The 23,837-nt window shown below is 73.0% G+C and carries 25 protein-coding genes; 14 read left to right on the top strand and 11 right to left on the bottom strand.

Annotation, left to right across the window (positions count from 1 at the left end; translation table 11 throughout):
* Positions 1 to 275: 275 nt before the first annotated feature.
* Positions 276 to 701: an ASCH domain-containing protein gene (locus tag E6R62_RS20815; RefSeq protein ID WP_136214995.1), complete on the top strand. Its 426-nt coding sequence runs from the start codon at positions 276 to 278 to the stop codon at positions 699 to 701.
* 171 nt (positions 702 to 872) lie between these two features.
* On the opposite strand, the gene E6R62_RS20810 is transcribed toward E6R62_RS20815, so the two are convergent.
* Positions 873 to 2,528, bottom strand: a complete 1,656-nt coding sequence (locus tag E6R62_RS20810) for an FAD-binding dehydrogenase (protein WP_136214994.1) — start codon at positions 2,526 to 2,528, stop codon at positions 873 to 875.
* Positions 2,529 to 2,611: 83 nt separating this feature from the next.
* Here E6R62_RS20810 and E6R62_RS20805 point away from each other — a divergent pair, with 83 nt between their 5' ends.
* From E6R62_RS20805 to E6R62_RS20775, 7 genes are all read left to right on the top strand, one after another.
* Positions 2,612 to 3,133 (top strand): NUDIX hydrolase, encoded by a 522-nt coding sequence (locus tag E6R62_RS20805; protein ID WP_136214993.1) that lies wholly within the window; start codon positions 2,612 to 2,614, stop codon positions 3,131 to 3,133.
* A 9-nt stretch (positions 3,134 to 3,142) separates the two neighbouring features.
* Positions 3,143 to 3,535, top strand: coding sequence for a YidH family protein (locus tag E6R62_RS20800; protein WP_136214992.1), 393 nt, complete (start codon positions 3,143 to 3,145; stop codon positions 3,533 to 3,535).
* Between the two features lie 5 nt (positions 3,536 to 3,540).
* Positions 3,541 to 3,858: a DUF202 domain-containing protein gene (locus E6R62_RS20795; RefSeq protein ID WP_206308790.1), complete on the top strand. Its 318-nt coding sequence runs from the start codon at positions 3,541 to 3,543 to the stop codon at positions 3,856 to 3,858.
* 83 nt (positions 3,859 to 3,941) lie between these two features.
* Positions 3,942 to 4,238: a hypothetical protein gene (locus tag E6R62_RS20790; protein WP_136214990.1), complete on the top strand. Its 297-nt coding sequence runs from the start codon at positions 3,942 to 3,944 to the stop codon at positions 4,236 to 4,238.
* A 104-nt stretch (positions 4,239 to 4,342) separates the two neighbouring features.
* Positions 4,343 to 5,254, top strand: coding sequence for an MBL fold metallo-hydrolase (locus tag E6R62_RS20785; RefSeq protein ID WP_136214989.1), 912 nt, complete (start codon positions 4,343 to 4,345; stop codon positions 5,252 to 5,254).
* Between the two features lie 153 nt (positions 5,255 to 5,407).
* Positions 5,408 to 6,451, top strand: coding sequence for a phosphotransferase family protein (locus tag E6R62_RS20780; RefSeq protein WP_136214988.1), 1,044 nt, complete (start codon positions 5,408 to 5,410; stop codon positions 6,449 to 6,451).
* 9 nt (positions 6,452 to 6,460) lie between these two features.
* Positions 6,461 to 7,717 carry an acyl-CoA dehydrogenase family protein gene (locus tag E6R62_RS20775; RefSeq protein ID WP_136214987.1) on the top strand — a complete coding sequence of 419 codons (1,257 nt, stop codon included), beginning with the start codon at positions 6,461 to 6,463 and terminating at the stop codon, positions 7,715 to 7,717.
* 47 nt (positions 7,718 to 7,764) lie between these two features.
* On the opposite strand, the gene E6R62_RS20770 is transcribed toward E6R62_RS20775, so the two are convergent.
* From E6R62_RS20770 to E6R62_RS20760, 3 genes are all read right to left on the bottom strand, one after another.
* Entirely contained in the window at positions 7,765 to 8,376 is a 612-nt protein-coding gene (locus E6R62_RS20770; protein ID WP_136214986.1) for a TetR/AcrR family transcriptional regulator, read from the bottom strand.
* Between the two features lie 62 nt (positions 8,377 to 8,438).
* A complete protein-coding gene (locus E6R62_RS20765; protein ID WP_240801795.1) occupies positions 8,439 to 10,196 on the bottom strand; it encodes an AMP-binding protein in 1,758 nt (585 codons plus the stop codon).
* On the bottom strand, positions 10,193 to 10,963 hold the full coding sequence (locus E6R62_RS20760; protein ID WP_206308794.1) for an SDR family oxidoreductase: 771 nt from the start codon (positions 10,961 to 10,963) through the stop codon (positions 10,193 to 10,195). The genes E6R62_RS20765 and E6R62_RS20760 overlap by 4 nt, the downstream gene beginning before the upstream one ends.
* Positions 10,964 to 11,054: 91 nt before the next feature.
* Between E6R62_RS20760 and E6R62_RS20755 the strand changes: the two genes are divergently transcribed.
* From E6R62_RS20755 to E6R62_RS20740, 4 genes are all read left to right on the top strand, one after another.
* The gene (locus E6R62_RS20755) at positions 11,055 to 12,299 is read left to right on the top strand and encodes an exo-beta-N-acetylmuramidase NamZ domain-containing protein (RefSeq protein WP_136214983.1); all 1,245 of its coding nucleotides are present in this window, start codon (positions 11,055 to 11,057) and stop codon (positions 12,297 to 12,299) included.
* Between the two features lie 109 nt (positions 12,300 to 12,408).
* On the top strand, positions 12,409 to 13,707 hold the full coding sequence (locus tag E6R62_RS20750; protein WP_206308789.1) for a serine-threonine protein kinase: 1,299 nt from the start codon (positions 12,409 to 12,411) through the stop codon (positions 13,705 to 13,707).
* A gap of 153 nt (positions 13,708 to 13,860) precedes the next feature.
* Entirely contained in the window at positions 13,861 to 14,457 is a 597-nt protein-coding gene (locus E6R62_RS20745; protein WP_136214982.1) for a hypothetical protein, read from the top strand.
* Complete coding sequence (locus E6R62_RS20740) at positions 14,454 to 15,317, top strand: 3-keto-5-aminohexanoate cleavage protein (RefSeq protein WP_240801794.1); 864 nt, start codon at positions 14,454 to 14,456, stop codon at positions 15,315 to 15,317. The genes E6R62_RS20745 and E6R62_RS20740 overlap by 4 nt, the downstream gene beginning before the upstream one ends.
* Here the strand turns inward: E6R62_RS20740 and soxR are convergent.
* Positions 15,292 to 15,741, bottom strand: a complete 450-nt coding sequence (gene soxR / locus E6R62_RS20735; protein ID WP_136214981.1) for a redox-sensitive transcriptional activator SoxR — start codon at positions 15,739 to 15,741, stop codon at positions 15,292 to 15,294. The genes E6R62_RS20740 and soxR overlap by 26 nt on opposite strands.
* A gap of 121 nt (positions 15,742 to 15,862) precedes the next feature.
* Here soxR and E6R62_RS20730 point away from each other — a divergent pair, with 121 nt between their 5' ends.
* Entirely contained in the window at positions 15,863 to 16,324 is a 462-nt protein-coding gene (locus E6R62_RS20730) for a MaoC family dehydratase (RefSeq protein ID WP_136214980.1), read from the top strand.
* Between the two features lie 108 nt (positions 16,325 to 16,432).
* Here E6R62_RS20730 and E6R62_RS20725 read toward each other — a convergent pair whose 3' ends face one another.
* The 3 genes from E6R62_RS20725 to E6R62_RS20715 all read right to left on the bottom strand — a co-directional run bounded on the left by E6R62_RS20725 (position 16,433) and on the right by E6R62_RS20715 (position 18,688).
* Positions 16,433 to 17,059: a TetR/AcrR family transcriptional regulator gene (locus E6R62_RS20725; RefSeq protein WP_136214979.1), complete on the bottom strand. Its 627-nt coding sequence runs from the start codon at positions 17,057 to 17,059 to the stop codon at positions 16,433 to 16,435.
* 97 nt (positions 17,060 to 17,156) lie between these two features.
* Positions 17,157 to 17,444, bottom strand: coding sequence for a YiaA/YiaB family inner membrane protein (locus E6R62_RS20720; protein ID WP_136214978.1), 288 nt, complete (start codon positions 17,442 to 17,444; stop codon positions 17,157 to 17,159).
* Positions 17,445 to 17,536: 92 nt separating this feature from the next.
* The gene (locus E6R62_RS20715) at positions 17,537 to 18,688 is read right to left on the bottom strand and encodes an acyl-CoA dehydrogenase family protein (RefSeq protein WP_136214977.1); all 1,152 of its coding nucleotides are present in this window, start codon (positions 18,686 to 18,688) and stop codon (positions 17,537 to 17,539) included.
* A 118-nt stretch (positions 18,689 to 18,806) separates the two neighbouring features.
* Between E6R62_RS20715 and E6R62_RS20710 the strand changes: the two genes are divergently transcribed.
* On the top strand, positions 18,807 to 19,448 hold the full coding sequence (locus tag E6R62_RS20710) for a TetR/AcrR family transcriptional regulator (RefSeq protein WP_136214976.1): 642 nt from the start codon (positions 18,807 to 18,809) through the stop codon (positions 19,446 to 19,448).
* A gap of 65 nt (positions 19,449 to 19,513) precedes the next feature.
* Here the strand turns inward: E6R62_RS20710 and E6R62_RS20705 are convergent, their stop codons facing one another.
* From E6R62_RS20705 to E6R62_RS20695, 3 genes are all read right to left on the bottom strand, one after another.
* The gene (locus E6R62_RS20705; protein WP_136214975.1) at positions 19,514 to 20,593 is read right to left on the bottom strand and encodes a Zn-dependent alcohol dehydrogenase; all 1,080 of its coding nucleotides are present in this window, start codon (positions 20,591 to 20,593) and stop codon (positions 19,514 to 19,516) included.
* A 151-nt stretch (positions 20,594 to 20,744) separates the two neighbouring features.
* The gene (locus E6R62_RS20700; protein WP_136214974.1) at positions 20,745 to 22,157 is read right to left on the bottom strand and encodes an aldehyde dehydrogenase family protein; all 1,413 of its coding nucleotides are present in this window, start codon (positions 22,155 to 22,157) and stop codon (positions 20,745 to 20,747) included.
* A 99-nt stretch (positions 22,158 to 22,256) separates the two neighbouring features.
* Positions 22,257 to 23,780, bottom strand: a complete 1,524-nt coding sequence (locus E6R62_RS20695) for a CitMHS family transporter (RefSeq protein ID WP_136214973.1) — start codon at positions 23,778 to 23,780, stop codon at positions 22,257 to 22,259.
* Between the last annotated feature and the right edge of the window lie 57 nt (positions 23,781 to 23,837).

The following is a 23,837-nucleotide window of genomic DNA, read 5'->3' as shown; positions in this document are numbered from 1 at the left end:
GTGGACGGCGTGCGGGCGCACGCACGGGGACGGTCGGGTGGTGCGGGTGAGTACCGGTGGTGCGAGCGGTGCGGCTGGTGCGGCTGGTGCGGCTGGATCGTGCCGGTCGAGGACCGGATGATCACGCACAGCAAACCGGTGAGCACAGCTCCGCGTCAAGGTCCAGCCCGGCGCGTGGCGGGTTTCAAGTGCTGCTCCCGCCGCCGGGGTTGAGGCCGTTTTTCCGGTTCCTCCGCACTCCGGGGTGGAGGGCGGATCCGACTTAGGGTGCTTCCATGACAACCTGTGACGATCTTCCGCCGGCGCTGTTCGGTTTTCCGGGGCCGTTGCGCGACGCACTCGTGGCTGCCGTGCTGAGCGGCCGGAAGACCTCGACGACGGGGCTGCTGGATCAGTACGAAGTCGAGGGGGAGGCTCTGCCCGTGGTGGGCGCGCGGTCGGTGATGGTGGATTCCGCCGGGCATCCGGTGGCTGTACTCGAAGTGACGGGCGTGGAAGTGCTGCGGTTGGCGGACGTGCCGCTGGAGCACGCGCTGGACGAGGGCGAGGGATACACGTCGGTGGCCGAATGGCGTTCCTCGCACGAGCGGTTCTGGAACGGGGACGATATGCGGGAGGCGCTGGGCGACCCGGGCTACACCGTGGACGACGACACGCTGGTGGTCGCGGAGCGGTTCCGGGTGGTGGCGCGGCCGGCCTGAGACCGGCGGACCCGGCCGCCGGGGTCCGCCCGGTACGACGCGCAACAGCCCTGGGCACCCTACGGCCCGCTGCGGGCCGGGGCCCGGGGCCGGGGCCCGGGGCCGGGGCCCGGGGGCTCGGGCCCGGGGACTCGGGCCGCGGGCGGACCGGCAGGCGGCACCCCGTCCCGCTCAGCCCACAGCCTTGGCCGCGGCCCTGCCCGCCGCGCGGCCCGAGAAGAGGCAGCCACCGAGGAAGGTGCCCTCCAGCGCGCGGTAGCCGTGTACGCCGCCGCCGCCGAAGCCGGCCGCCTCTCCGGCCGCGTACACGCCGGGGAGCGGCTCGCCGTCGCCGGTCAGCACCCGGGAGGAGAGGTCGGTCTCCAGGCCGCCGAGGGACTTGCGGGTCAGGACGGACAGCCGGACGGCGATCAGCGGACCGGCCTTCGGGTCGAGGATGCGGTGCGGCGCGGCGGTACGGATCAGGCGGTCGCCCAGGTACTTGCGCGCTCCGTGGATCGCGGTCACCTGGGCGTCCTTGGAGAAGGGGTTCGCCATTTCGCGATCCCGGGCCACGACCGCCTCGCGGACGGTCGCCTCGTCGAGCAGGTTCTCCTTGGTGACGGCGTTCATGCCGCGCACCAGGGAGGCGAGGTCCCGTTCGACGACGAAGTCCGCGCCGCGGTCCATGAAGGCCTTGACCGGCCCGGGTACGGCCTGGCGCGCGCGGTCGATGACGTCACGGACCGACTTGCCGGTCAGGTCGGGGTTCTGTTCCGAGCCGGAGAGGCCGAATTCCTTGCCGATGACGCGCTGGTTGAGCACGAACCAGGTGTGGTCGTGGCCGGTCTTCATGATGTGGTCGAGGGTGCCGAGCGTGTCGAAGCCCGGGAAGAGCGGTACGGGCAGCCGCTTGCCGGTGGCGTCGAGCCAGAGCGAGGAGGGCCCGGGCAGGATGCGGATGCCGTGCCGGGCCCAGATCGGGTTCCAGTTCTCTATGCCCTCGGTGTAGTGCCACATCCGGTCCTTGTTGATGTGGCTGGCGCCGGCTTCCTCGGCGATGCCGAGCATGAGGCCGTCGACGTGGGCCGGCACCCCGGACAGCATGCGCTCGGGCGGGGTGCCGAGCCGGGCCGGCCACTGCGCGCGGACGAGGTCGTGGTTGCCGCCGATGCCGCCGCTGGTGACGATCACCGCCTGGGCCCGCAGCGAGAAGGTGCCGGTGCTCACCCGGCCGCTCGCGGAGCCCCGTACGGCGTCGGAGGGTTCCAGGATCTCGCCGCTGACGGTGTCCACCGCGCCGGCCGTGCGGGAGAGGCCGGTGACGCGGTGGCGGAACCTCGGCTCGACCAGGCCGCGGGCCACGCCGGCGCGGACCCGACGTTCGAAGGGGGCCACCAGGCCGGGGCCGGTGCCCCAGGTGATGTGGAAGCGGGGTACGGAGTTGCCGTGGCCGCCGGCGTCGTAGCCGCCGCGTTCGGCCCAGCCGACGACCGGGAAGAAGCGGACCCCCTGGGCGTGCAGCCAGGGTCGCTTCTCCCCTGCCGCGAAGTCGACGTAGGCCTCGGCCCAGCGGCGCGGCCAGGCGTCCTCCTCCCGGTCGAACCCGGCGGTGCCGAGCCAGTCCTGGAGGGCGAGGTCGCGGCTGTCCTTGATCCGCATCCGGCGCTGCTCGGGAGAGTCGACGAAGAACAGGCCGCCGAAGGACCAGTGCGCCTGCCCGCCGATCGACTGCTCGGGTTCCTGGTCGAGCAGGATGACCTTGCGGCCCGCGTCGACGAGTTCGGCGGTGGCCACGAGCCCCGCGAGCCCGGCTCCGATCACGATCACGTCTGCGTCGTACGTCATGGGCTGCCCGTCCTCGGTCGGTGGTGGGGCAGATCCTTTGCTACGGACCGGTAACCCGTCAACAGGGGTGTTGGATGAATCGCGTGAGCGCTGCAGACGAGGTACTGGACGTGGTGGACCGGGACGACCGGGTGACGGGGCGGGCGCCGCGCGGCGAGGTGTACGGGCGCGGCCTGATCCACCGGTGTGTGTTCGTGCGGGTCAAGGACGCGGCCGGGCGGGTCTTCGTGCACCGCAGGACCGCCTCGAAGCTGGTGTTCCCCGCGCACTACGACATGTTCGTGGGCGGGGTGCTGGGCGCCGGGGAGGACTACGCGCGGGCGGCGCTGCGCGAGGCGGAGGAGGAACTGGGGGTGCGGGGGCTGGAGCAGCCCCGGCCGCTGTTCAAGTTCCTCTACGAGGGGCCGGCCGGCGCCTGGTGGTCGTACGTGCACGAGGTGCGGTGCGGGCTTCCGGTGCGACCGCAGGAGTCGGAGGTGGCCTGGCACGCGTGGCTCTCCGAGGAGGAACTGGCGCGGCGGGTGGCGGAGGGTGCCTGGGCGTGGGTGCCGGACGGCATGGAGGCGTACCGGCGGCTGCGCGCGCACGAGGAGGGACGCCAGTAGATTGATCGGGTGATCGACTTGGTCAAGGACGTGCGCCTCTGGTTCGCCCCCCAGCGGTTGAAGGACGAGGGCGAGACCCCGGACTACCGGTTCTCGCTGGCCAACGAGCGGACGTTCCTGGCCTGGATCCGGACCGCGCTGGCGCTGGTCGGCGGCGGGTTCGCGGTGGACCAGTTCCTGCCGGACCTGCGGTGGGGGGTGCGGGTCGGGATGTCCTTCGCGCTCTTGGCGGTGGGGGCGGCCTGCGCGCTGCGGGCGGTGAACCACTGGGTGCGGTGCGAACGGGCGATGCGGCGGGGCGCGGATCTGCCCGTGTCGCGGTTCCCGGTGGTGTTGGGCCTGGGGGTGGGGCTGGTCGCCGGGGCGATGGTGGTGGTCGTCCTGCTGGGCCTGACGAAGTGAGGGCGGTGCCGGGGCCGGACGAGCGGCGTGACGCCGGGCTGCAGCCGGAGCGGACCCGGCTCGCGTGGCGGCGTACGACGCTGGCGTGTGCGGTGACGGCGGTCCTCGCGGGGCGTCAGGCGCTACGCGGATCGGGTTCGCTGCCGGAGGTGGGTGGGGCGGCGATGATCGTACTGCTCTGGCTGGTGTTCCTCGGGGTGGCGCACCGGCGCATCCGGGAGCTGGAGGCCTACCGTCCGCCGGTGCTCGCGCCGCGGGTGGCGCTGGGTGCGGCGCTCTGCACGGCGGCGTTGGCGGCGTTCGCCGTGGCGCTGATCTTCTGATCGGACCGTCGGATGATCCGCCTTCTCCGCGCCACAAGGGACATGACGGTCATAAAGGGACGATGCGCACTAGCCTCGGCGCCATGACGACCCTCCACCAGGAACACCTCCTGCACGAGCACGCGCACGGCCCCGACTGCGGTCACCTCCCGGTTCGCCACGGGGACCACGTCGACTACGCGCACGACGGCCACCTGCACCGGGAGCACTCGGGACACTGGGACGAGTGCGAGACCCAGGGGCACACGGCGCACGAGGAGCACCTGCACGAGCACGGCCCCGCGTGCGGGCACGAGAGCGTGCCCCACGGCGATCACGTGGACTACCTGCACGACGGACACCGGCACGCGGAGCACGACGGGCACTACGACGACCACTGACGGACACGACGACCACGGACACGGCCCGGACCCCCGCCCTCCCCCGGCGCCGCGGCGGCCGGCAGGATGCTGAATTCCTGTCAAGCGACCCGGGGAGAGCGCGAATGACCGTCGATGAGCCGTACCTCGTCCAGCCGACGACCGGGGTGTACGCCTACGTCCAACCGGACGGCGGCTGGTGCCTGAACAACGCCGGGTTCGTCAGTGACGGCGGCCGGACGCTGCTCATCGACACCGCCGCCACCGAGCGCCGGGCGCTGGCCCTGCGGGACGCGGTCGCGGCTGCCGGCGTACCGCTGCCGCGGACCGTGGTGAACACCCACCACCACGGCGACCACACCTACGGCAACGGCGTGTTCACCCCCGAGGCGCTGGTCCTGGCGCACGACAACGCGCGCTCCGAGCAGCTCGCCGCCGGGCACCAGCTGGAGATGATCTGGCCCGCGACCGATTTCGGCGCCATTGAGATCACCGCCCCTTCCCTCACCTACAGCGACCGGATGACCCTGCACGTCGGGGAGACGGAGGTCCGGGTCATCCACCCGGGTGTCGCGCACACCACCGGCGACTCCGTCGTCTGGCTGCCCCGGCAACGGGTCGTCTTCACGGGGGACCTGGTGTTCGCCGAGGGGACGCCGTTCCTGGCGATGGGCTCGCTGGCCGGGTCCCTGCGCGCGCTGGGGCTGCTGCGCTCGCTGGGCGCGGAGACCGTCGTACCGGGCCACGGGCCGCTGACCGACGCGTCCGCGTACGACGCCACCGAGCGGTACCTGCGCTACGTCGCCGAGCTCGCCCGCGAGGGCCGGGCGAAGGGGCTGAGCCCGTTGGACGTCGCGCAGGGGGCCGACCTGGGCGAGTTCGCGGCCTGGCGGGAGAGCGAGCGGTTGGTGGCGAACCTGCACCGGGCCTACGCGGAGCTGGCCGGGGAGCCCGAGGGGGCGCCGCTGGACATCCTGGCCGTGCTCCGGGACATGACGGTGATGAACGGCGGGACGCCGATTCTCTGCCACGCCTGAGGGGCGGCGGGGCCGGCGACCGGGGCCGGGGCGGTTCGGCGTCGGCCCGCTCCCGGCATTTCCCGGCCCGGGGCACTGGACGGCATACCGACTGGTCGGCATGATGGCTTTCGTTCGTCCCACCGTCGTCCACTCCGCATGGAGGTGCGCCCCATGACCTCAGCACCAGCCTCGCCGCCGGCCGGCCCACGGGGCCTCGACCTGGGCCGGCTGCGCGGCCATCTCGACGCGGCGCGGCCCGGGCTCGTGGCCGGGGAGCTGAGCGGCCGGCTGATCGAGGGCGGCCGGTCGAACCTCACGTACGTGGTCACCGACGGCTCCGGCCGCTGGGTCGTGCGGCGGCCTCCGCTCGGACACGTCCTGGCCACCGCCCACGACATGCGGCGCGAACACCGGGTGATCCGCGCCCTGCACGGCACGGCCGTGCCGGTGCCCGAACCCGTGTTGCTGTGCGAGGACGAGTCGGTGCTGGGAGCGCCGTTCTACGTCATGGAGTACGTGGACGGGGTTCCCTACCGCACGGCCGACCAGCTCGCCGGGCTCGGCCCCGACCGCACCCGCCGGGCCGTCCTCGGCCTGGTGGACACCCTGGTCGACCTGCACGCGGTGGACCCGGAGGCCGTGGGTCTGGGGGACTTCGGCCGGCCCGAGGGATTCCTCGACCGGCAGCTGCGCCGCTGGGGCAAGCAACTCGCCGCCTCCCGGGGCCGGGAACTCGCCGGAATCGACGAACTGCACGGCGCGCTCGGGCGGGCCCTGCCGCACTCCCCCGCCGCCACCGTCGTGCACGGGGACTTCCGGCTCGACAACGTCCTGATCGGCGGGCCGGACGACACCATCCGGGCGGTACTGGACTGGGAGATGTCCACCCTCGGCGATCCGTTGACCGACCTCGGGCTGCTCGCGATGTACAGCGCCGACCTCGGGCTGGCCGACTCCCCCGTCAGCACGACCAGCGGCGCGCCCGGGCATCCCTCGCCTGCCGAGTTGATCGAGCGCTACGCCGTCCGGTCGGGCCGGGACACCGGGGCGATCGCCTGGTACACGGCGTTCGCGTGGTTCAAGCTCGCCGTGATCCTGGAGGGCATCCACTACCGCTTCACGCTCGGCCAGACCGTCGGCGCGGGCTTCGACCGGATCGGCGAACTGGTCCCGGTCTTCATCGAACACGGTCTGAACACCCTCCAGGAAGGCTGAGACATCCGCATGGACTTCGCATTCGACGCCCGTACCCAGGAACTCCGCGCACGGCTCTCCACGTTCATGGAGGAGTACGTCTACCCGGCGGAACCCGTCGCCGCCGAGCAGCGCGCACGGCTGGCCTCGCCCTGGGACACCCCGGCCGTCTTCGCTGAACTGAAGGCCGAGGCCCGCCGCCAAGGCCTGTGGAACCTGTTCTTCGTGGACCAGCACGGCGTCGCCGACCGGCACGGCCTGCCCGGGCAGGAGCACGGCGCCGGACTGACCAACCTCCAGTACGCCCCGCTGGCGGAGATCACCGGCCGCAGCCCGCACCTCGCGCCGATGGCGACCAACTGCGCCGCCCCGGACACGGGGAACATGGAGCTGCTCGCGCAGTTCGCGAGCGAGGAGCAGAAGAAGCAGTGGCTGGAGCCGCTGCTGGCCGGTGAGATCCGGTCCGCCTTCGCGATGACCGAGCCCGAGGTGGCCTCTTCGGACGCGACCAACGTGGAGACCCGCATCGAGCGCTCCGCGCGGGGTGACGAGTACGTCGTCACCGGCCGCAAGTGGTACATCTCGGGCGCCATGAACCCGGACTGCAAGGTCTTCATCGTCATGGGCAAGACCGACCCGGACGGCGCTGACCCGCGCCGCCAGCAGTCGATGATCCTGGTGCCCCGGGACACGCCGGGCGTGGAGGTCCGGCGCGCCATGCGGGTGTACGGGTACGAGGACCACGACCACGGCGGTCACGCCGAAGTGGTCTTCGACGGGGCCCGCGTCCCGGCGGCGAACCTGATCGGCGAGGAGGGGTCCGGCTTCGCCATCGCCCAGGCGCGGCTCGGCCCGGGCCGGATCCACCACTGCATGCGGCTGATCGGCATGGCGGAGCGGGCGATCGAGCTGATGTGCCGGCGCGCGATCGGCCGCACTGCCTTCGGCAAGGAACTGGCCGCACAGGGCGTCGTGCAGAACTGGATCGCGGACGCCCGGGTCACCGTCGAGCAGCTGCGCCTGCTCGTCCTCAAGACGGCCTGGTTGATGGACACGGTCGGCAACCGCGGCGCGCACACCGAGATCCAGGCGATCAAGATCGCGACTCCGCGAGCGGTGGTGCGCATCCTGGACGACGCGGTGCAACTGCACGGCGCGGGCGGGGTCAGCCAGGACTTCCCGCTGGCCGAACTGTGGGCGGCGGCGCGGACCCTGCGACTGGCGGACGGCCCGGACGAGGTGCACCAGCGCTCGCTGGCGCACCGGGAGCTGAAGCGGTACCGCTGAGCGCGGCACCGCCGTGGCCCCTCCCGGGCTCCTTCGGGCGCGTCGGGTCAGGGGCGCAGCGCGCGCAGCAGCAGGTCGGCGAGGTGATCGGCGACCTGCTGCGGCGTGAGCGGGCCTTCGGCGCGGTACCACGTGGACAGGTGGTGCACGGACCCGAAGTGGTAGTCCACCACCAGGTCGGCGGGCGTGGCCTCGGAGAACACACCCGCGCGCTGGCCCTCTTCGACCAGCGCGCGGAAGCGCTCGTGGTAGCGCCGGCGCTCGGCCCGCACCTGCTTGAACTTGTCCGGGCTGAGCTGGTGCATCGAACGGAAGAAGATCGCCGCGTCGTCGAGGTTCTCGATGGTGGTGACCACCACGTCGGCGGCCGCGGCGCGCAGCCGCTCCTCGACCGGCGCGTCGGAATCGGCCACCGCGTCGAGGCGCTGCTGCTGGAGCCGCAGCATGCGCGCGTACACCTCGTGCAGCAGGTCGTCCTTGGAACCGAAGTAGTGGTAGAGCGCGCCCTTGGTGACCCCGGCCGCCTCGACGATCTCCTGGACGGAGGTGCGGTCGTAGCCGCGTTCGGCGAACAGCCTGGTGGCGACGGCCAACAGCCGTTGCGGCACCGGGGTCTCCGGGGCCGCGCCCTCCGGCTCCGTGGTGGTTCTGGCGGCCATGGCGCTCGCCTTCCTCTCTGTTCCCTCGCCTGTCGGGGCGTTGTGCGACCGTCCGACTGTTTTCAGCCACGTTCGCGCAGTTCCCGTCGCAGGATCTTGCCACTGGTCGTCTTCGGAAGGACAGGCAGGATCTCCACCTGTCGCGGGTACTTGTACGCGGCGATGCGCTCGGCGCAGTACGCGGACAGTTCCTCGGGCTCGGCGGAGGTGCCGGGGCGCAGGCTCACGTACGCCTTCACGCTCTCCCCCCGGTAGGGGTCGGGGACGCCGACCACGGCCGCCTCGCGCACGGCCGGGTGGGTGTAGAGCACGTCCTCCACCTCGCGCGGCCAGACCTTGAAGCCGGACGCGTTGATCATGTCCTTCTTCCGGTCGACGACGTAGAGCCAGCCGTCGCGGTCCATGAACCCCACGTCCCCGGTACGCAGTTCGCCGTCCGGGAACGCCTTCGCGGTGTCGTCGGGCAGGCCCCAGTAGCCCGGTACGACCTGGGGGCCGCGGACCGCTATCTCGCCGGTCTCGCCGAAGGGCACTTCGGCCCCGTGCTCGTCGAGGACGCGGACGAGGGTGTCGGCGCCCGGGACACCGACCGACAGGGTGCCGGAGACGGGGTCGACGGGAGCCTCCAGGTGGGGCGGCACCGAGGCGCAGGGGGCGGTGCACTCGGTGAGCCCGTAGCCGTTGCGCAGGTAGAAGCCGAAGTCGGCGCGCAGGCGTTCGACCAGGGCGGGCGGGAGTGGCGCTCCGCCGGAGGAGATCACCCGGAAGGAGGCGAAGTGGTCCGGCGTGGCGGCGGGGTGGGCCGCCAGGGCCATGAAGGCGGTGGCGGGGCCGACGGTGTAGGCGGGGCGGTGTTCGAGGAAGGCGTCCAGCACGACACCCGCCTCGAAGCGGTGGGCGAGGGCGAGGGTGCCGGCGTTGGCGAAGCACGCGGCGAGCTCGCAGACGATGCCGGTGATGTGGAAGAGCGGGGCGAGCGCGAAGTAGACGGCTCCCTCCGGGACGGGATGGCCGGTGACCTGGCGGACCGCGTTGTAGCCGATGGCGCCGTGCGGGTTCATCGCGCCCTTGGGCCGGCCCGAGGTGCCGGAGGTGTAGCTGACGAGGGCGGTGTCGGTGGCGGTGAGGCCGGGGTCGGGCGGGGCGGGCCGGCCCCGACGGGCGACGGTGGCCAGGTCGGCGACCTCGGGGCCCTGACCGGCACCGGCCGGGGTCGGGGCGGTCGGCGTGGCACCGGTCGGGGAGCGGGTGTCGGGGTGGCCCTGGCGCGGGATCGCGGGGAGGCCGGCTGTCCGGGGCTCCCGGTCCGGCGTGAGGACCCGTACGTCGTCACGGGTCTGGAAGTCGGTGTCGCGCGCGGTCAAGGTGGTGTGCACGGCGCTCCCCCGGGCGGCCTCGCACAGGTACGCCGGCCAGGCCCGGGCGTCGCAGACCAGCGCGGTGGCCCCGGAGTCGCGCAGGACGTGCCCGACCTCCCCCGACTTGTACATGGGGTTGAGCGGGACGACGATCGCGCCGGCCTTCCAGGCGGCCAGGACGGCGAGCACGAAGTGCGGCGTGTTCTGGAGCATGACCGCGACCCGGTCGCCGCGGCGGACTCCCCGGGCGGCCAGGTGCCCGGCGACCGCGTCGGAGAGCGCGTCGGTCTCGGCGTAGGTGAGGCGTCCGTCGAAGTAGGCGAGCGCCGGGCGGTCGGGCGCGCGCCCGGCGGCCGCGCGGAAGGCGTCCAACACGCTGGGCGGGGGTGTGACGGGGGCCCGCTGGGCGGCGGTGAGGAGGTCCAGCCAGGGCCGGTCGGCGTAGCGGGGGGTCGCGGTCACGGGGTCTCCCACTTCTGCTGGAGGTGGTTCATGCCGGCCAGCCAGCGGTCGGGGTCGGTGGCGCGGGCCGCGTGGTAGTCGGCCACCTCCGGGTGCGGGAGGATCAAGAACCGGCCTTTCCCCATGCCGTCGAACAGGACGTCCGCGACCGCTTCCGGCTCGATCGCGGTCGGCGCCAGGACCAGCTCGCCCGCCGATCCCGCGGCGGTCAGCATGTCCGTGCGTACGCCCTGCGGGCAGATCGCGTGGACCTGGACGCCGCGGTGGCGGTAGGTGAGCGAGAGCCATTCGGCGAAGGCGAGGGCGCCGTGCTTGGTGACACTGTACGGGGCCGCCCCGATCATGGTCAGCAGTCCGGCGGCGGAGACGGTGGAGACGAAACGGCCGCTGCCCCGCTCCAGCCAGTGCGGCAGCAGGGCGCGGGCCGCGCGGACGTGCGCCATGACGTTGACGTCCCAGGCGGCCTCCCAGACGGCTTCGTCGGCGAAGGCGTCGCCGCCCGAGGCGAGTCCGGCGTTGGCGCAGTAGACGTCGACGGTGCCCCCGAGGGCCTCGCGGGCCTCTTCCACGACGGCCGACGCGTCGCCGGGGACGGCGATGGCGCGGGCGCCTATCTCGTCCGCCACCGCGGTGGCCTTCGCCGGGTCGAGGTCGTTGACCACGACGGTGGCCCCCTCGGCGGCGAAGCGGTGGGCGAGGGCCGCCCCGATGCCGCCGCCCGCGCCGGTGACGACGACTCGCTGGTCCTGGTACGCGCTCACGGGGATGCCTTTCGACGCTGCCGAGGTGTCGGTGATCCGGGCAGACTAACCAGTCGGTATGTCGGATCGGAAGAGGGCCGACGCCTAGCGTGTGCGGATGACGCTGTCACGACGCGGGGTGCTGGGGTGGGCGGGGGTCGCGGGCGCGGCGGGTGCCGTGGGGACGGCGGAGGGCGCGGCCGCCGCGACGGGGCGGGTGCGCACCGGGTTCGAGCGGCTCGCCGCGGACGGGTACCGGATGCTGGCGGGGCAGCGGATCGGGGTCGTCACCAACCCGACGGGCCTCACCGCGGACGCACGCCACCTCGTCGACGTCCTCCACGCCGACGAACGGGTCGACCTGGTCGCGGTGTTCGGGCCCGAGCACGGCTTCCGCGGGACGGCGCAGGCGGGCGCTTCCGAGGGCTCGACCCGGGACCCGGCCACCGGACTGCCCGTGTACGACACGTACGACAAGAGCGGGCAGGGTCTCGCGGACGTCTTCACGGCCGCCGGGATCGACACGATCGTCTTCGACGTCCAGGACGTGGGCGCACGCTTCTACACCTACATCTGGACCCTGTACGACTGCATGCGCGCGGCCGCGCTCGCCGGCAAGGCGGTCGTCGTGCTGGACCGGCCCAACCCGATCGGCGGCCTGCGGGCGTCCGGGCCCGTGCTCCGCCGGCCGTACGCCAGTGGCGTGGGCCGCGAGCCCATCGCGCTCGCGCACGGGATGACGGTGGCCGAACTGGCGCTGCTGTTCCAGGGAGAGTTCCCGACCGGGCGCCCGCTCGACCTGAGCACCGTACGGATGTCGGGGTGGCGCCGGGGCTCCTTCTTCGGCGAGACGGGGCTGCCGTGGGTGCCGCCGAGCCCGAACATGCCGACACCGGAAACCGCCCTGGTCTACCCCGGCACCTGCCTCTTCGAGGGGACGAACCTGTCCGAGGGACGGGGTACGACGACACCCTTCGAGGTGGTGGGCGCGGAGGGGGTCGACCGACGGTGGGCGCGGGCGGCCAACGGGCTCGACCTGCCCGGGGTGTGGTTCCGGGAGGCCTATTTCACACCGGCCTTCTCCAAGCACGCCGGGAAGGTGTGCGGCGGGGTCCGGCTGCTCGTGCACGACCGGGCGGCCTTCGATCCGGTGCGGGCGGGGATCGGGCTGCTGGTCACCGCGCGGCGGACGTGGAGCGGGTTCGCCTGGCGGCCGGACCACTGGATCGACCGGCTGACCGGTTCCGACCGGGTGCGGACGATGGTGGACGCGGGCGCCGGGGTCGAGGAGATCGCCGGCGACTGGGCGGCGGGGCTGGCCCGGTTCGCGAAGGTCCGGGACGGGTACCTCCTGTACCGGTGAGACGCGCCGTCCCTTCACGATCCGGGTCGGCGCGGGACCGGTCGGGCGGGCCCGCCCGGCCGCGGGATCGGGATGCCGATCGCGGTGGCAGGACCCGGAGGGGGGCGTCATGTCGGGTGGAGCGGCGTGGGGTACGGGTGTCGGGGTGGCTCCGTACGCGGAGTTGGTCTTCGACTCCGACGGGGACCCGGCCCCGGGGACCGGGACCGCCCTGGACGGGATGGAGGCCACCGACCTGCTGGTCTTCGCGCACGGTTGGAACAGCGAACCGACCACCTCGACCCTCCTCTACGACCGGTTCTTCGCACCGTTCCCGGGGCTGGTGGGTCCGGCGGTCCGCCTCGGGTACGCGGGGGTCCTGTGGCCCTCCATCCGCTTCGCCGACGAGCCGATCCCGGACTTCGACCCGCGCGGCCTCGCGGGCGCGCTGGCCGAGCCGGGTTTCGGGACGGCGTTGGACCCCGACACCAGACGGGCCCTGGGACAGTTCTGGCCGGGGCGCGCCGAAGAGCTCGACCGGATCGCCGAGTTGCTGGAGGACCGGCCGGAGTCGCAGGCGGCGTTCGTGGAGTTCGGGGCGCTGGTGCGGGAGCTGGCGGGGGTCGCGGCCGTACCCGCGGCCACCGGCGAGGACATACCGGCGATGTTCACCGAGGACGTCCTGGAGGTGTGCCGCCGCTTCACCGAGGCCCTGATCGAGTCGGGCGGCGCCGCGAACCGGGCGGACCTCTCGCTCGGCGGGGGAATGCGCGCCTTGTGGGGCGGTGCCAAGGAAGTGCTGCGCCAGGCCACGTACTACGAGATGAAGAAGCGGGCCGGGGTGATCGGCGAGCGGGGGCTGGGACCCGTACTGGCCCGACTGGCCACCCGCAGGCCGGCCCTGCGCGTCCACCTGGTCGGACACAGCTTCGGCGGCCGGGTGGTGTCCTTCTCCCTGCGGGCGGTGCCCGACGACGCCCGGTACGTGAAGTCCCTGACCCTGCTCCAAGGCGCTTTCTCTCACTACGCCTTCACGGACCGCCTTCCGCACGACAAGAGCCGCGGCGGCGCCCTGCACGGTCTCCAGCGCGCGGTGGACGGCCCGGTGGTCGCCTGCCACTCGTCGTACGACACCGCCCTCAAGGTGTTCTATCCGCTGGCCTCGCGGATGGCGGGCGATTCGGCCGGTCTCCTGGGTCTGGACGAGCGGTGGGGCGCGCTCGGACACGACGGCGTGCAAGCGGTGCCGGGCGCGCCCCGGCTGACCCTGGCCGCGGCGCTGCGCGACGGGTTGCCGACGACCGGATGCGTCAGCGTGGACGCGGGCGCCGTCGTGCGCAGGGGTGGTGCACCGACGGGGGCGCACAGCGACATCTGCCACGAGGAACTGGCCCGGATCGTGGTGGCGGCGGGGCGCATGGGGCGCTGACTTCCGGCCATGTGCCACCCACACGCCTCGACCGCCCCGCATGCGCCCACATCCCTCCGGGCATGTTGGGCACGTCGGGACGTAGGACGACGTTCACCTCGTACGGCGTCTCGACGTCGGTGTGGGCGTGGGCGCGGCGGAGGTGAGGGTGTCATGGCGGGATTCCGGAGTCTGGCCTACCAGGTGCGTGATGGGCGCAACGACCGTGCGTTGCGGCGCCATTCGCTGCGCCGCTGTCTGGAGCGGTTCGCCCCGTACGGGCACCGCGCGACGTGGTGGCACCTGTGCGACCGGCACGGGATCGCCCCCGAGGACCGGGCGGCCGATCCGCGGCGGATGGTCGCGGCGTTGGAGGAACTGGAGGAGGCGCGCGCGGTCTGGCTGGAGTACGAACGGCAGTTCGCGGAGCGCAGAAGGCGCGAGAAGCACGACGGGTTGCGGCGGCCGGAGTGGGCCTGGGGTGGCAGCGGGGACGCGGTTGTGCGCTGCGCGGACCCGGGGGTGCGGCCGGAGGGCACACTGGGCGAGGTGCTGCGGCGGCTGGTGAAGGCGCTGGAGTCGGAGCCGGGGACGTCGTGCCCGATCTGCGGGGAGCAGGAGTTGAGCTGGCCCTCGGTGGGCGCCGGGCACGGACACGGGCACTGGGAAGGCGCGTGGGCCTGGGACGGGCCGGTGTGCGGGGGCTGCGGGATCGTGGTGCCCAGACCGGCTCTGGCGGACGCGCTCACGTATCCGGCATCGGCCGCGTGAGCGGTACGGGAAAGGAGCGGGGCGGTACGGGAAAGCAGCGGGGCGGCGCGGGCCGGGTGGCGGCGCGCCTCCAGGTCGCTCTGAACGGCGCGCGGGGCGCGGGCGAGGGGGCCTCGGTGCCGATGTCGCCCCGGGCGTTGGCTGAGTCGGCGCTGGGGGCGGTCGCCGCGGGGGCCCGGGAGGTACTGGTCCACCCCCGGACACCGTGTGGGCGCGAGAGCCTCTCGCCCCGGGTGGTGGGGCCGACGCTGGAGGCGTTGCGGGGCGCGGGGGTCTCCGTACCGCTGAGCGTTCCGGTGAGCGTGGCGGCCGAGCCCGACCCGGCGGGGCGGCCGGCGCGGGTGCGCTCCTGGGCGGTGCTGCCCGAGCGGGCGGTGGTGCGCTGGGCGGAGCCGGGGGCGCGGGCGTTGGCGTCGGCGCTGCTGGAGCGGGGGGTGGCGGTGGACGCGGTGGTGCCGCTGGGCGGTCCGCGGCAGGTACCGGGCGGGGCGGGCGCGGGTGCGGCGGACTGGGCGGATGCGGGGGGCTGGGCGGGCGCGGCTGCCTGGGCGGATGTGGGGGCCTGGGCGGCGGGTTACGCGGGGCGGGTTCGGTTGGTCGGCGAGCTGGTGGAGGCGGACCCGGCGCTGGTCGAGGGGCTGCGCGGGCCGCCGGGCGTGTCGTGGCTGCTGTTCGGGCGGGACGGCGCCGCGTGGCCGGCGTTGCGGCTGGCCGCGCGGTGCGGTGCGGGGGCGCGCATCGGCGTAGGGGACGTACTGCTGCTGCCGGACGGGCGGCCGGCCCGCTCGAACGCCGAGCTGGTGGCGGCCGCCGGTCGGGAGTGGGCGCGCGCCGCTACAGCGACAGCCGGGAGCCGGTGAGGCGTTCGCCGAAGACGTCGTCGGGGTTGGACAGGGCACAGGCCGTCAGCGAGAGACAGCCGCAGCCGATGCAGTCCGAGAGGTTCTCGCGCAGCCGGGTCAGCCGCCTGATCCGCTCGTCGAGTTCGGTGCGCCACGCTTCGGAGAGCGCCGCCCAGTCCTCGCGGGTGGGCGTGCGTTCCTCGGGGAGCCGGGCCAGGGCCTCGCGGATGCTGGCGAGGGGGATGCCGACCCGCTGGGCGGCGCGTACGAAGGCCACCCGGCGCAGCACGTCGCGGGTGTAGCGACGTTGATTGCCGGAGGTGCGGCGGCTGCTGATGAGGCCTTTGGCCTCGTAGAAGTGGAGCGCGGAGACGGCCGCGCCGCTGCGCGCGGACAGCTGGCCGACGGTGAGTTCGTGGATCTTTCCGGGAATCTGCGGCACCCGGTCGAGGGTAGTCGGCGCGGCGGCGACTCGATGGCGGAGGTCCGTTGACAGGGGCGGGCGGTCCCAGCATGCTGAGCAAGCGCTTATTAGCTTGATCAGCGAGAGGCAGGGGCAGGGCATGGCCGAACCGAGGATCTTCACGTCCGCCGAGGAGCTGCGCGCCGCCATCGGCGAACAGTTGGGCCCGAGCGGGTGGCTGGAGGTGGACCAGAAGCGCATCGACCTCTTCGCCGACGCCACGGGCGACCACCAGTGGATCCACGTGGACCCCGAGCGGGCGGCCACCGGGCCGTTCGGCTCCACCATCGCGCACGGCTACCTCACGCTGTCCCTGCTGCCGAGCCTGGTTCCGCAGATCATGCGGGTCGAGGGCATGCGGATGGGGATCAACTACGGGACGGACAAGGTGCGCTTCCCGGCCCCGGTACCGGTCGGATCGCGGCTGCGCGCCACCGCCGTGGTCACGGACGTCCGGGAGGCGGGCGGCGGGGTGCAGGTCACGGCGGCCGTGACGGTCGAGCGGGAGGGTGGCGAGAAGCCGGTGTGCGTGGCGGAGTCGGTGTCCCGGTACTACTTCTGAGCCTGCCGGGGCGTGTGAGGCGTGGCAGCCCGCGCGGGCGGGGTCGCGCGGCGGCCGAGTGCTTCGCCGCCACCCTGAGCGTCGCCGCCACTCAGGGCTTCGCCGCCCTCAGGGCTTCGCCGTCACCATGCGCAGGACGAGGTCGGCGTAGAGCGCGCCGACCTCGTCGGGCGTGCGCCGTCCCGCGATGTCGAACCAGCGGGCCACGTCGATGCACAGCGACAGCACGGCGAGGGTCGTGCCCGGGACGTCGGGCACGTCGAACTCCCCGGACCCGACACCGTCCGCGAGGATGCGCCGGACGGCGGCGTCGCTGCGGCGGCGCAACGCCACGATCTCGGAGCGGTGCTCCGGGGCGAGGGCGTCGAGCTCGTACTGGACCACCCGCGCCGTGGTGTGGTGCGCGGCGTGCCACAGCACGAACGAGCGCACGGCCTCGACGAGGCGCTCGGCGGCGGTCCCCGGGCCGTCGGCGGCCGTCTCCAGGATCTCCAGCGCCTTGTCGTGGCCGATCCTGCTGATCCGGTGGAGCAGCTCTTCCTTGGTCTTGTAGTGGATGTAGAGCGCGGCGGGACTCATCCCGGCGCGGGCGGCGATGTCCCGGGTGGTGGTGGCGTGATAGCCGCGCGCCGCGAAGGTCTCGACGGCGGCGACCAGAAGCCGCCGGGCGGCGTCGGGGGTGACCTCCGACCACGGCTGGTAGCCGTCGGTCTCGGCCGCGCCGGGACTGTCCATCGCTCGCTCACCCTCTTCGGCTCGTAGGAACCAACACCCTACCGGAGGGTGAGCAAGCGCTTAGTGCCGAGCGGTCGGACACCCGGGCGTCCGGCGGCTACTTCGGTGCGAAGGGGTCGTACTCCGCCATGATCTTCTCCATTCGGGCCTTGTCGACCCGGCTGACGATCTGCGTGACCTCCTGGCGGTCGCGGACGACCTTGGCGAGGGTGAAGGCGGAGGTGGTGAGGTAGAGGACCGCGATACCGAGGAAGGCGCGGACCCAGCCGTCGGCGTCCATGTTGTAGATGCCCAGCCCGACAGCGGCGAGGGCGATGGCGAAGGACGCGACGGCCTGGCCGTAGTACGCCCCCGTGTTCTGCTGCTTGACCGGTGTCTCGTTCATGGGTCCAGCATCGCGGCGGGGCTGCCCGCGGCGTATGCGCGCGCGTACTCACGTAGGTACTCAGATCGGCGCCCCAGGGCTCCGACACCCCGTCAGAAGGCCGAAACGCCGGTGCGGGCCCGGCCGATGAGGAGCTTCTGGATCTGGCTGGTGCCCTCGTACAGGGTCATGACACGGGCATCGCGCAGCAGCTTTCCGGCCGGATACTCGTCGATGTAGCCGTAGCCGCCGTGCACCTGGAGGGCATTGCTCGCGGCGCGCACGGCGGCCTCGGAGGCGAAGAGCTTGGCGGTGGAGGCCTCGGTGGCGAAGGACTGCCCCCGATCGATCAGGTCGGCGACCCTCCAGGTGAGGAGGCGGGCGGCGTCGACGTCGACGGAGATGTCGGCGATGAGTTCCTGCACCAGTTGGTGCCGGGCGATGGGCTTGCCGAACTGCTCGCGCCGGCCCGCGTACGCGACCGCGGCGTCGAGCGCGGCCTGGGCTATGCCGACACAGCCGGCCGCGACCGACATCCGCCCCTTGGCCAGTGCCGACATGGCGACGGAGAAGCCCTTGCCCTCGGGGCCGAGCATGGCGCCCGCCGGTACGCGGACGCCGTCGAGGGCGAGTTCGGCGGTGGCCTGGCCGCGGAGGCCGAGCTTTCCGTGGATCTCGCGGCGGGTCAGACCGGGGCTGTCGGCGGGGACGAGGAAGGCGGAGACACCTCGGTGGCCGGGCTCGGCGTTGGTGCGGGCGAAGAGGAGTACCACGTCGGCCCAGGTGCCGTTGGTGATGAACATCTTGCTGCCGCCGAGGACGTACTCGTCCCCCTCGCGCGTGGCGCGGGTGGTGAGGTTGCCCGCGTCGGAGCCGGTGTCCGGTTCGGTCAGGCCGAAGCAGCCGAGCGCCTCGCCCGAGCACAGGCGGGGCAGCCAGGCCTGCTTCTGCTCCTCGGTGCCCCAGGCGGCGATGGTCTTGGCGACGAGGCCGAGGGAGACCGACACGATGCCCCGCACGGCGGAGTCGCCCCGGCCGAGCTCCTCGGTGACGAGCGCGTACGCGAGGTGGTCACCGCCGGAGCCGCCGTACTGCTCGGGGACGGTCAGCCCGAGGAAGCCGAGGTCGCCGAGTTTGCGCACGATGGATCGGTCGACGCTCTCGGCGCGGTCCCAGTCGGCGGCGTACGGGGCGATCTCGCGCTCGGTGAACTCGCGGGCGAGCCGGCGTACGGCGGTCTGCTCCTCGCTGAGCTCCAGGTTCACCGTGGCCTCCGGGCGTCGTGGCGCCTGCCCCCGGGGGCGGCAGCCGGGTGGGGGCAAGGCCGGGCCGGGGTTAATTAGCACCGCTAGTTTAACGGGGTCAGGCCCTACTATGTGGCGCATGGCCAGACCGCGCAAGCCCCTCCTGAGCAGAGACCGCATCGTCGAGGCGGCGGGAGCGTTGGTGGACGCGGAGGGGCTGGAGGCGGTGTCGACCCGGCGACTGGCGGCCGCGCTCGGGGTCAGCGGGCCCTCCCTCTACAACCACTTCCGGACGAAGGACGAGATCCTGGAGGCGGTGGCGGACTCCGTGAGCGGCAGGGTCGACTTGTCGATGTTCGACGGGGGGCGTGAGTGGCGGGAGGCCCTGCACGACTGGGCGCACTCCTACCGGGCGGCCTTGGCCGACCATCCGAACATCGTGCCGGTACTGGCGCGGGGACCGGGCCGTCGCCCGGCGGGGCTGCGGGTCGCGGACGCCGTCTTCGGCGCCATGACGGCGGCGGGGTGGCCGCCGGCCCAGGCGACGCGGATCGGCGCCCTGATGCGGTACTTCATCCTGGGCTCGGCGGTCGCGTCCTTCGCCCGGGGTTTCGTGGACGACCGGACGGCCTACGACCCCGGCGACTACCCGCACCTGGGGCAGGCCCACCTGCTGGCGGAGCGGCAGCGGGAGGTGGACGAGGGTGCGTTCGAGACGGGCCTGACGGCCCTGCTGGACGGCTTGGGCCTCCAGTACGAGGCGTTGCGGCAGACATCCTGACGCCGTCCGGAGCCCGGGCCCCGGCCCCCGGCGGGGCCGGGGGCGGAGCCTTTTGACGAGAAGGACTAGAACACGACGAGGGAACGGCCGCCCTTGCCGGCCAGCATGTCGTCGAAGGCGCCCGGGATGCCGTCGAGGGTGATGCGGTCGGTGACGAGGGCCCCGAGGTCCAGGCGACCGGCCCGCACGTGGTCGGCGATGACCGGCAGGTCGCGGGCCGGATCGCTGTTGCCGTAGACGCACCCGGTGAGGGTGCGGGCGAAGTGGAAGATCTCCAGGGCGTGGAAGGTGACCTGCTGCTCCTTGCCGCCGATGCCGACGACGGTGGTGCGGCCGCCGCGACGCGTCGACTCCCACGCGCCCCGAATGGTCTCCGCCCGGCCGACGCACTCGATGGCGACGTCCGCGCCCTGGCCGGCCGTGAGGGCGCGGATCTGCTTGGCGGTGGTGTCGGACGCGAGCACGAACTCGGTGGCTCCGGCCGCCCGCGCCAGCTCCTCCTTGGCCGGGGAGACGTCGACGGCGACGATCGGGCCCGCCTGGGCGATCCGCGCGGCCTGGAGGGCGGCCAGTCCGACGCCGCCGACGCCGAAGACGGCGACCGACTCGCCCGGGCGGACCTGGGCGCTGTGGTGGACGGCGCCGTAGCCGGTCAGGACGGCGCAGCCGAGCAGGGCGGCCTCGGTGAGCGGGATGCCGTCGGGGGCGGGCAGCACGCAGTTCGCCGCGACGACCGTCTCCTCGGCGAAGGCGGCGACATTGAGCCCGGGGTGCAGGTCGGTGCCGTCGGCGTCGTGTGCGTAGACGGCGCCGACTCCGGTGAGGGCCTTGGCGCAGAGCCATACCTCGCCGATCAGGCAGTGGTGGCACCCGCCGCACGAGGGGGCCCAGTTGAGCACCACCCCGTCCCCCGGGGCGACATGCGTGACGCCCTCCCCCACCGCGAGCACCGTCCCGGCGCCCTCGTGCCCGAGGACCGCGGGGACAGGGACCCGCATGGTGCCGTTGGTGAGGGAGAGGTCGGAGTGGCAGACACCGGCCGCGGCGAGCCGCACCCGGACCTGCCCGGGCCCGGGCTCGGGCAGCACGATGTCCCGGATCTCCAGCGGAGCTCCGACGGCGGGCAAGATGGCAGCGCGGACCATGGGCGTTTCCGTCTCTCGGGGTGTCTCTCGGGGGCGGGTGGGGCGGGTGTGGCGCGGGCCCGGGCACGCGCCGGCCGCGGCCGGTGGGGCGGGGGCGTGCGTGGTGCGGGCGGGCCGGTCGGGGTGCGGGCGGGCCGATCGGGGGCGGGGGTCAGAACTGGAGGGACTTGGTCTGGAGGTATTCGGCCAGACCGTGCGGGCCCAGCTCGCGGCCGACACCCGACTGCTTGTAGCCGCCGAAGGGCGCGAGCACGTTGAAGCGACCGCCGTTGATGTCCACCTGGCCGGTGTCCATACGGCGGGCGAACGCGACCGCTGCCTCTTCGTCTGCGGCCCACACGGCTCCGCTCAGCCCGTACACGGTGCCGTTCGCGATGCGCAGGGCATCCTCTTCATCCTCGTAGCGCAGGATCGACAGCACGGGGCCGAAGATCTCCTCCTGGGCGATGGTCATCTCGGGCGTGACGTCGGCGAACACGGTCGGGGCGACGAAGTACCCCTGTTCCTGGGGCGCTTCGGGGCCGCCCGCGACGAGGCGCGCGCCTTCCTCCACTCCCTTGACGATGTACGCGCGGACGCGGTCGCGCTGCTTGGCGTTGACGACCGGGCCGACGCGGGTGCCCGGCTGGGTGGGGTCGCCGGTGGGGTACTTGGCGACGGCGGCGGCCGCGAGGCTGACGGCCTCCTCGTACTGGTCCCGGTGGACGAGCATGCGGGTGAGCGCGTTGCAGCTCTGACCGGAGTTGCGCATGACGTCGGCCACGCCGGTGGAGACGGCCTTGGCGAGGTCGGCTCCGGGCAGGATGACGTTGGCCGACTTGCCGCCCAGTTCGAGGGCGACCCGCTTGATCGCGGCGCCGGCGGTGGCGCCGATGAGACGGCCGACGGCGGTCGACCCGGTGAAGGAGACGAGGTCGACTCCCTCGTGCTCGGCCAGTGCCTGCCCGGCGACCGGGCCGGTACCGGTCACCAGGTTGAAGACTCCGGCCGGGATGCCCGCCTCGTGTACGGCCTCGGCGAAGAGCTGTGCGGTCAGCGGGGTGTCCTCCGCCGGCTTGAGGACGAGGGTGCAGCCGGCGGCGAGAGCGGGCGCCACCTTGGCAACGATCTGGTGCAGCGGGTAGTTCCAGGGCGTGATGGCCCCGACCACGCCGACCGGTTCGAGCAGCACCGTGGAGTTGCCCAGGCGCTCCTCGAAGGCGTAGGTGGCGGCGAGTTCGGCGTACGAGGCGGCGACGCCGATGGGAGCGCCGACATGCACGGCCTCCGCGAAACCGAGCGTGGTGCCGAGCTCGGCGGTGATCGTTTCGGCGATCTCGCTCCTGCGGGCGATCAGTACGTCGCGCAGGGCGCCGATCAGGGCGGCCCGTTCGGCCGGCGCCGTGGCCGCCCAGCCGGGCAGGGCGGCGCGGGCCGCCCGTACCGCGGCGTCCACGTCGTCCGCGGTTCCGGCCGGGACCCCGCCGATGACCTGCTCGTCGGCCGGGTTCACGACCTCGATCCGGTCGCGTCCCGCGGCGGGCCGCCATGCGCCGCCGATGTACATCCCGTCGTGGGCCTTCATGGCTTTCCTCCCGAGCACGCACGAGCGTGTAGACGCTGACCTCGCGGACAGCCTACAAACTAGCAACGGTAGTTTTACCGGCGCCAGGGTTCGCCGGGGTCAGATGATGCCGAAAACCATCCCTGCCGCGAGGACCACGAGGGAGGTCAGCGCCGCCCATTTGACGGTGAAGCGGGTGTGGTCGCCGAATTCGACCTTGGCCATGCCGACGAGCACGTAGACGGCCGGAACCAGTGGGCTGGACATGTGCAGGGCCTGGCCGACGAGGGAGGCGCGCGCGATCTCCAGCGAGGAAACGCCGTGGGCGGCACCGGCTTCGGCCAATACCGGCAGGACGCCGAAGTAGAAGCCGTCGTTCGACATGAAGTACGTCAGGGGAAGGCTGAGCACTCCGGTGACCAGCGCCATGTGCGGGCCCATGCCGTCGGGAATGGCGCCGACCAGCCAGTCGGCCATGTGCTTGACCATGCCGGTGCCGTTCAGGACGCCGGTGAAGACGGCGGCTGCGAAGACCATCCCGGCGACGTTCAGGACGTTGTCGGCGTGGGCGGCGACGCGGGCCTTTTGGTCGGGCATGTGCGGGAAGTTCACGGTCAGGGCGAGGGCGGCGCCGAGCAGGAAGAGCACCGGGATCGGGAGCAACTCCATGATCATCGCCGTGAGCAGGGCGACGGTCAGGGCGGCGTTGAACCAGTACAGGCGGGGGCGGAGGGTCGGCCGGTTCGGGTCGAGACCTTGCATCCCGTCGGCGTCCCCCTCCCCGGCGGCCGGCGCGGGGACCGGGGCGGGCGTGGTCGGGGCGGTCGTTTCGCCTGCGCTCGTGCCTGCGCGCTCGCTCGAGCCCGCGCCTGCGCCTGCGCCTGCGCCTGCGCCTGCGCCTGCGCCTGCGCCTGCGCCTGCGCCAAGCGTGACCGCGACGGGCGGCGCTCCGGCGGGCTCCGCCACGAGGACGTCCTTGCGCACGTCCTCGTGCACGTCCTCGCGGACGCCCTCGCCGGGAAGCGCGAGGGTGCCGACGCGTCGGCGCTCCCTCACACCCAGCACATAGGCGAGGGCGAGCACGCACACCAGCCCCACTGCGAGAGCCGGGATCATGGGCACGAAGATGTCGGCGGCGTCGAGCTTGAGGGCGGTGGCCGCGCGGGCGGTGGGGCCGCCCCAGGGAAGGGTGTTCATGACGCCGTTGGCCGTGGCCGCGACGCCGGTCATGACCACCAGGCTCAACCCGAGCCGCTTGTAGAGCGGATACATGGCCGAGACCGTGATCATGAACGTGGTCGATCCGTCACCGTCGAGCGAGACGACCGCCGCGAGTACCGCGGTGCCGACCACGACGCGCATCGGGTCGGCCTTGCAGAAGCGCAGGATGCCCCGCACGACCGGGTCGAAGAGGCCGACGTCGATCATCACTCCGAAGTAGACGATGGCGAACATCAGCATGGCGGCGGTCGGTGCGAGCTTTCCCACGCCGTCGATGACGTAGTCGCCGAGGTGGGCACCCTTCCCGGCGAATACGCAGAAGAGCGCGGGGATGAGGACGAGGGCCGCGATGGGCGACATTTTCTTCATCATGATCAGGACGAGGAAAGTCCCGATCATGGCGAAGCCGAGGAGAGTCAGCATGCAGGGAACGTAGGCGTCTCCTCCTCGCGCCAACAAGACGTGCGGGCGTGAGCAATA

Origin of the sequence: Streptomyces sp. A1136 (assembly GCF_004795055.1) — a bacterium.
In the GTDB taxonomy this organism is placed as follows: Bacteria; Actinomycetota; Actinomycetes; order Streptomycetales; family Streptomycetaceae; genus Streptomyces.
The sequence above is the reverse complement of the archived record's forward strand: the minus strand, read 5'-3'. Positions and strand labels throughout refer to the sequence as shown.

Coding starts and splice junctions, on each gene's coding strand:
- E6R62_RS20775 (WP_136214987.1), top strand. CDS start 6,461: ATGGACTTCGCATTCGACGCCCGTACCCAGGAACTCCGCGCACGGCTC.
- E6R62_RS20810 (WP_136214994.1), bottom strand. CDS start 2,528: ATGACGTACGACGCAGACGTGATCGTGATCGGAGCCGGGCTCGCGGGG.
- E6R62_RS20700 (WP_136214974.1), bottom strand. CDS start 22,157: ATGAAGGCCCACGACGGGATGTACATCGGCGGCGCATGGCGGCCCGCC.
- E6R62_RS20750 (WP_206308789.1), top strand. CDS start 12,409: ATGTCGGGTGGAGCGGCGTGGGGTACGGGTGTCGGGGTGGCTCCGTAC.
- E6R62_RS20695 (WP_136214973.1), bottom strand. CDS start 23,780: ATGCTGACTCTCCTCGGCTTCGCCATGATCGGGACTTTCCTCGTCCTG.
- E6R62_RS20720 (WP_136214978.1), bottom strand. CDS start 17,444: ATGAACGAGACACCGGTCAAGCAGCAGAACACGGGGGCGTACTACGGC.
- E6R62_RS20780 (WP_136214988.1), top strand. CDS start 5,408: ATGACCTCAGCACCAGCCTCGCCGCCGGCCGGCCCACGGGGCCTCGAC.
- E6R62_RS20725 (WP_136214979.1), bottom strand. CDS start 17,059: ATGGACAGTCCCGGCGCGGCCGAGACCGACGGCTACCAGCCGTGGTCG.
- E6R62_RS20790 (WP_136214990.1), top strand. CDS start 3,942: ATGACGACCCTCCACCAGGAACACCTCCTGCACGAGCACGCGCACGGC.
- E6R62_RS20785 (WP_136214989.1), top strand. CDS start 4,343: ATGACCGTCGATGAGCCGTACCTCGTCCAGCCGACGACCGGGGTGTAC.
- E6R62_RS20745 (WP_136214982.1), top strand. CDS start 13,861: ATGGCGGGATTCCGGAGTCTGGCCTACCAGGTGCGTGATGGGCGCAAC.
- E6R62_RS20770 (WP_136214986.1), bottom strand. CDS start 8,376: ATGGCCGCCAGAACCACCACGGAGCCGGAGGGCGCGGCCCCGGAGACC.
- E6R62_RS20815 (WP_136214995.1), top strand. CDS start 276: ATGACAACCTGTGACGATCTTCCGCCGGCGCTGTTCGGTTTTCCGGGG.
- E6R62_RS20710 (WP_136214976.1), top strand. CDS start 18,807: ATGGCCAGACCGCGCAAGCCCCTCCTGAGCAGAGACCGCATCGTCGAG.
- E6R62_RS20730 (WP_136214980.1), top strand. CDS start 15,863: ATGGCCGAACCGAGGATCTTCACGTCCGCCGAGGAGCTGCGCGCCGCC.
- E6R62_RS20705 (WP_136214975.1), bottom strand. CDS start 20,593: ATGGTCCGCGCTGCCATCTTGCCCGCCGTCGGAGCTCCGCTGGAGATC.
- E6R62_RS20755 (WP_136214983.1), top strand. CDS start 11,055: ATGACGCTGTCACGACGCGGGGTGCTGGGGTGGGCGGGGGTCGCGGGC.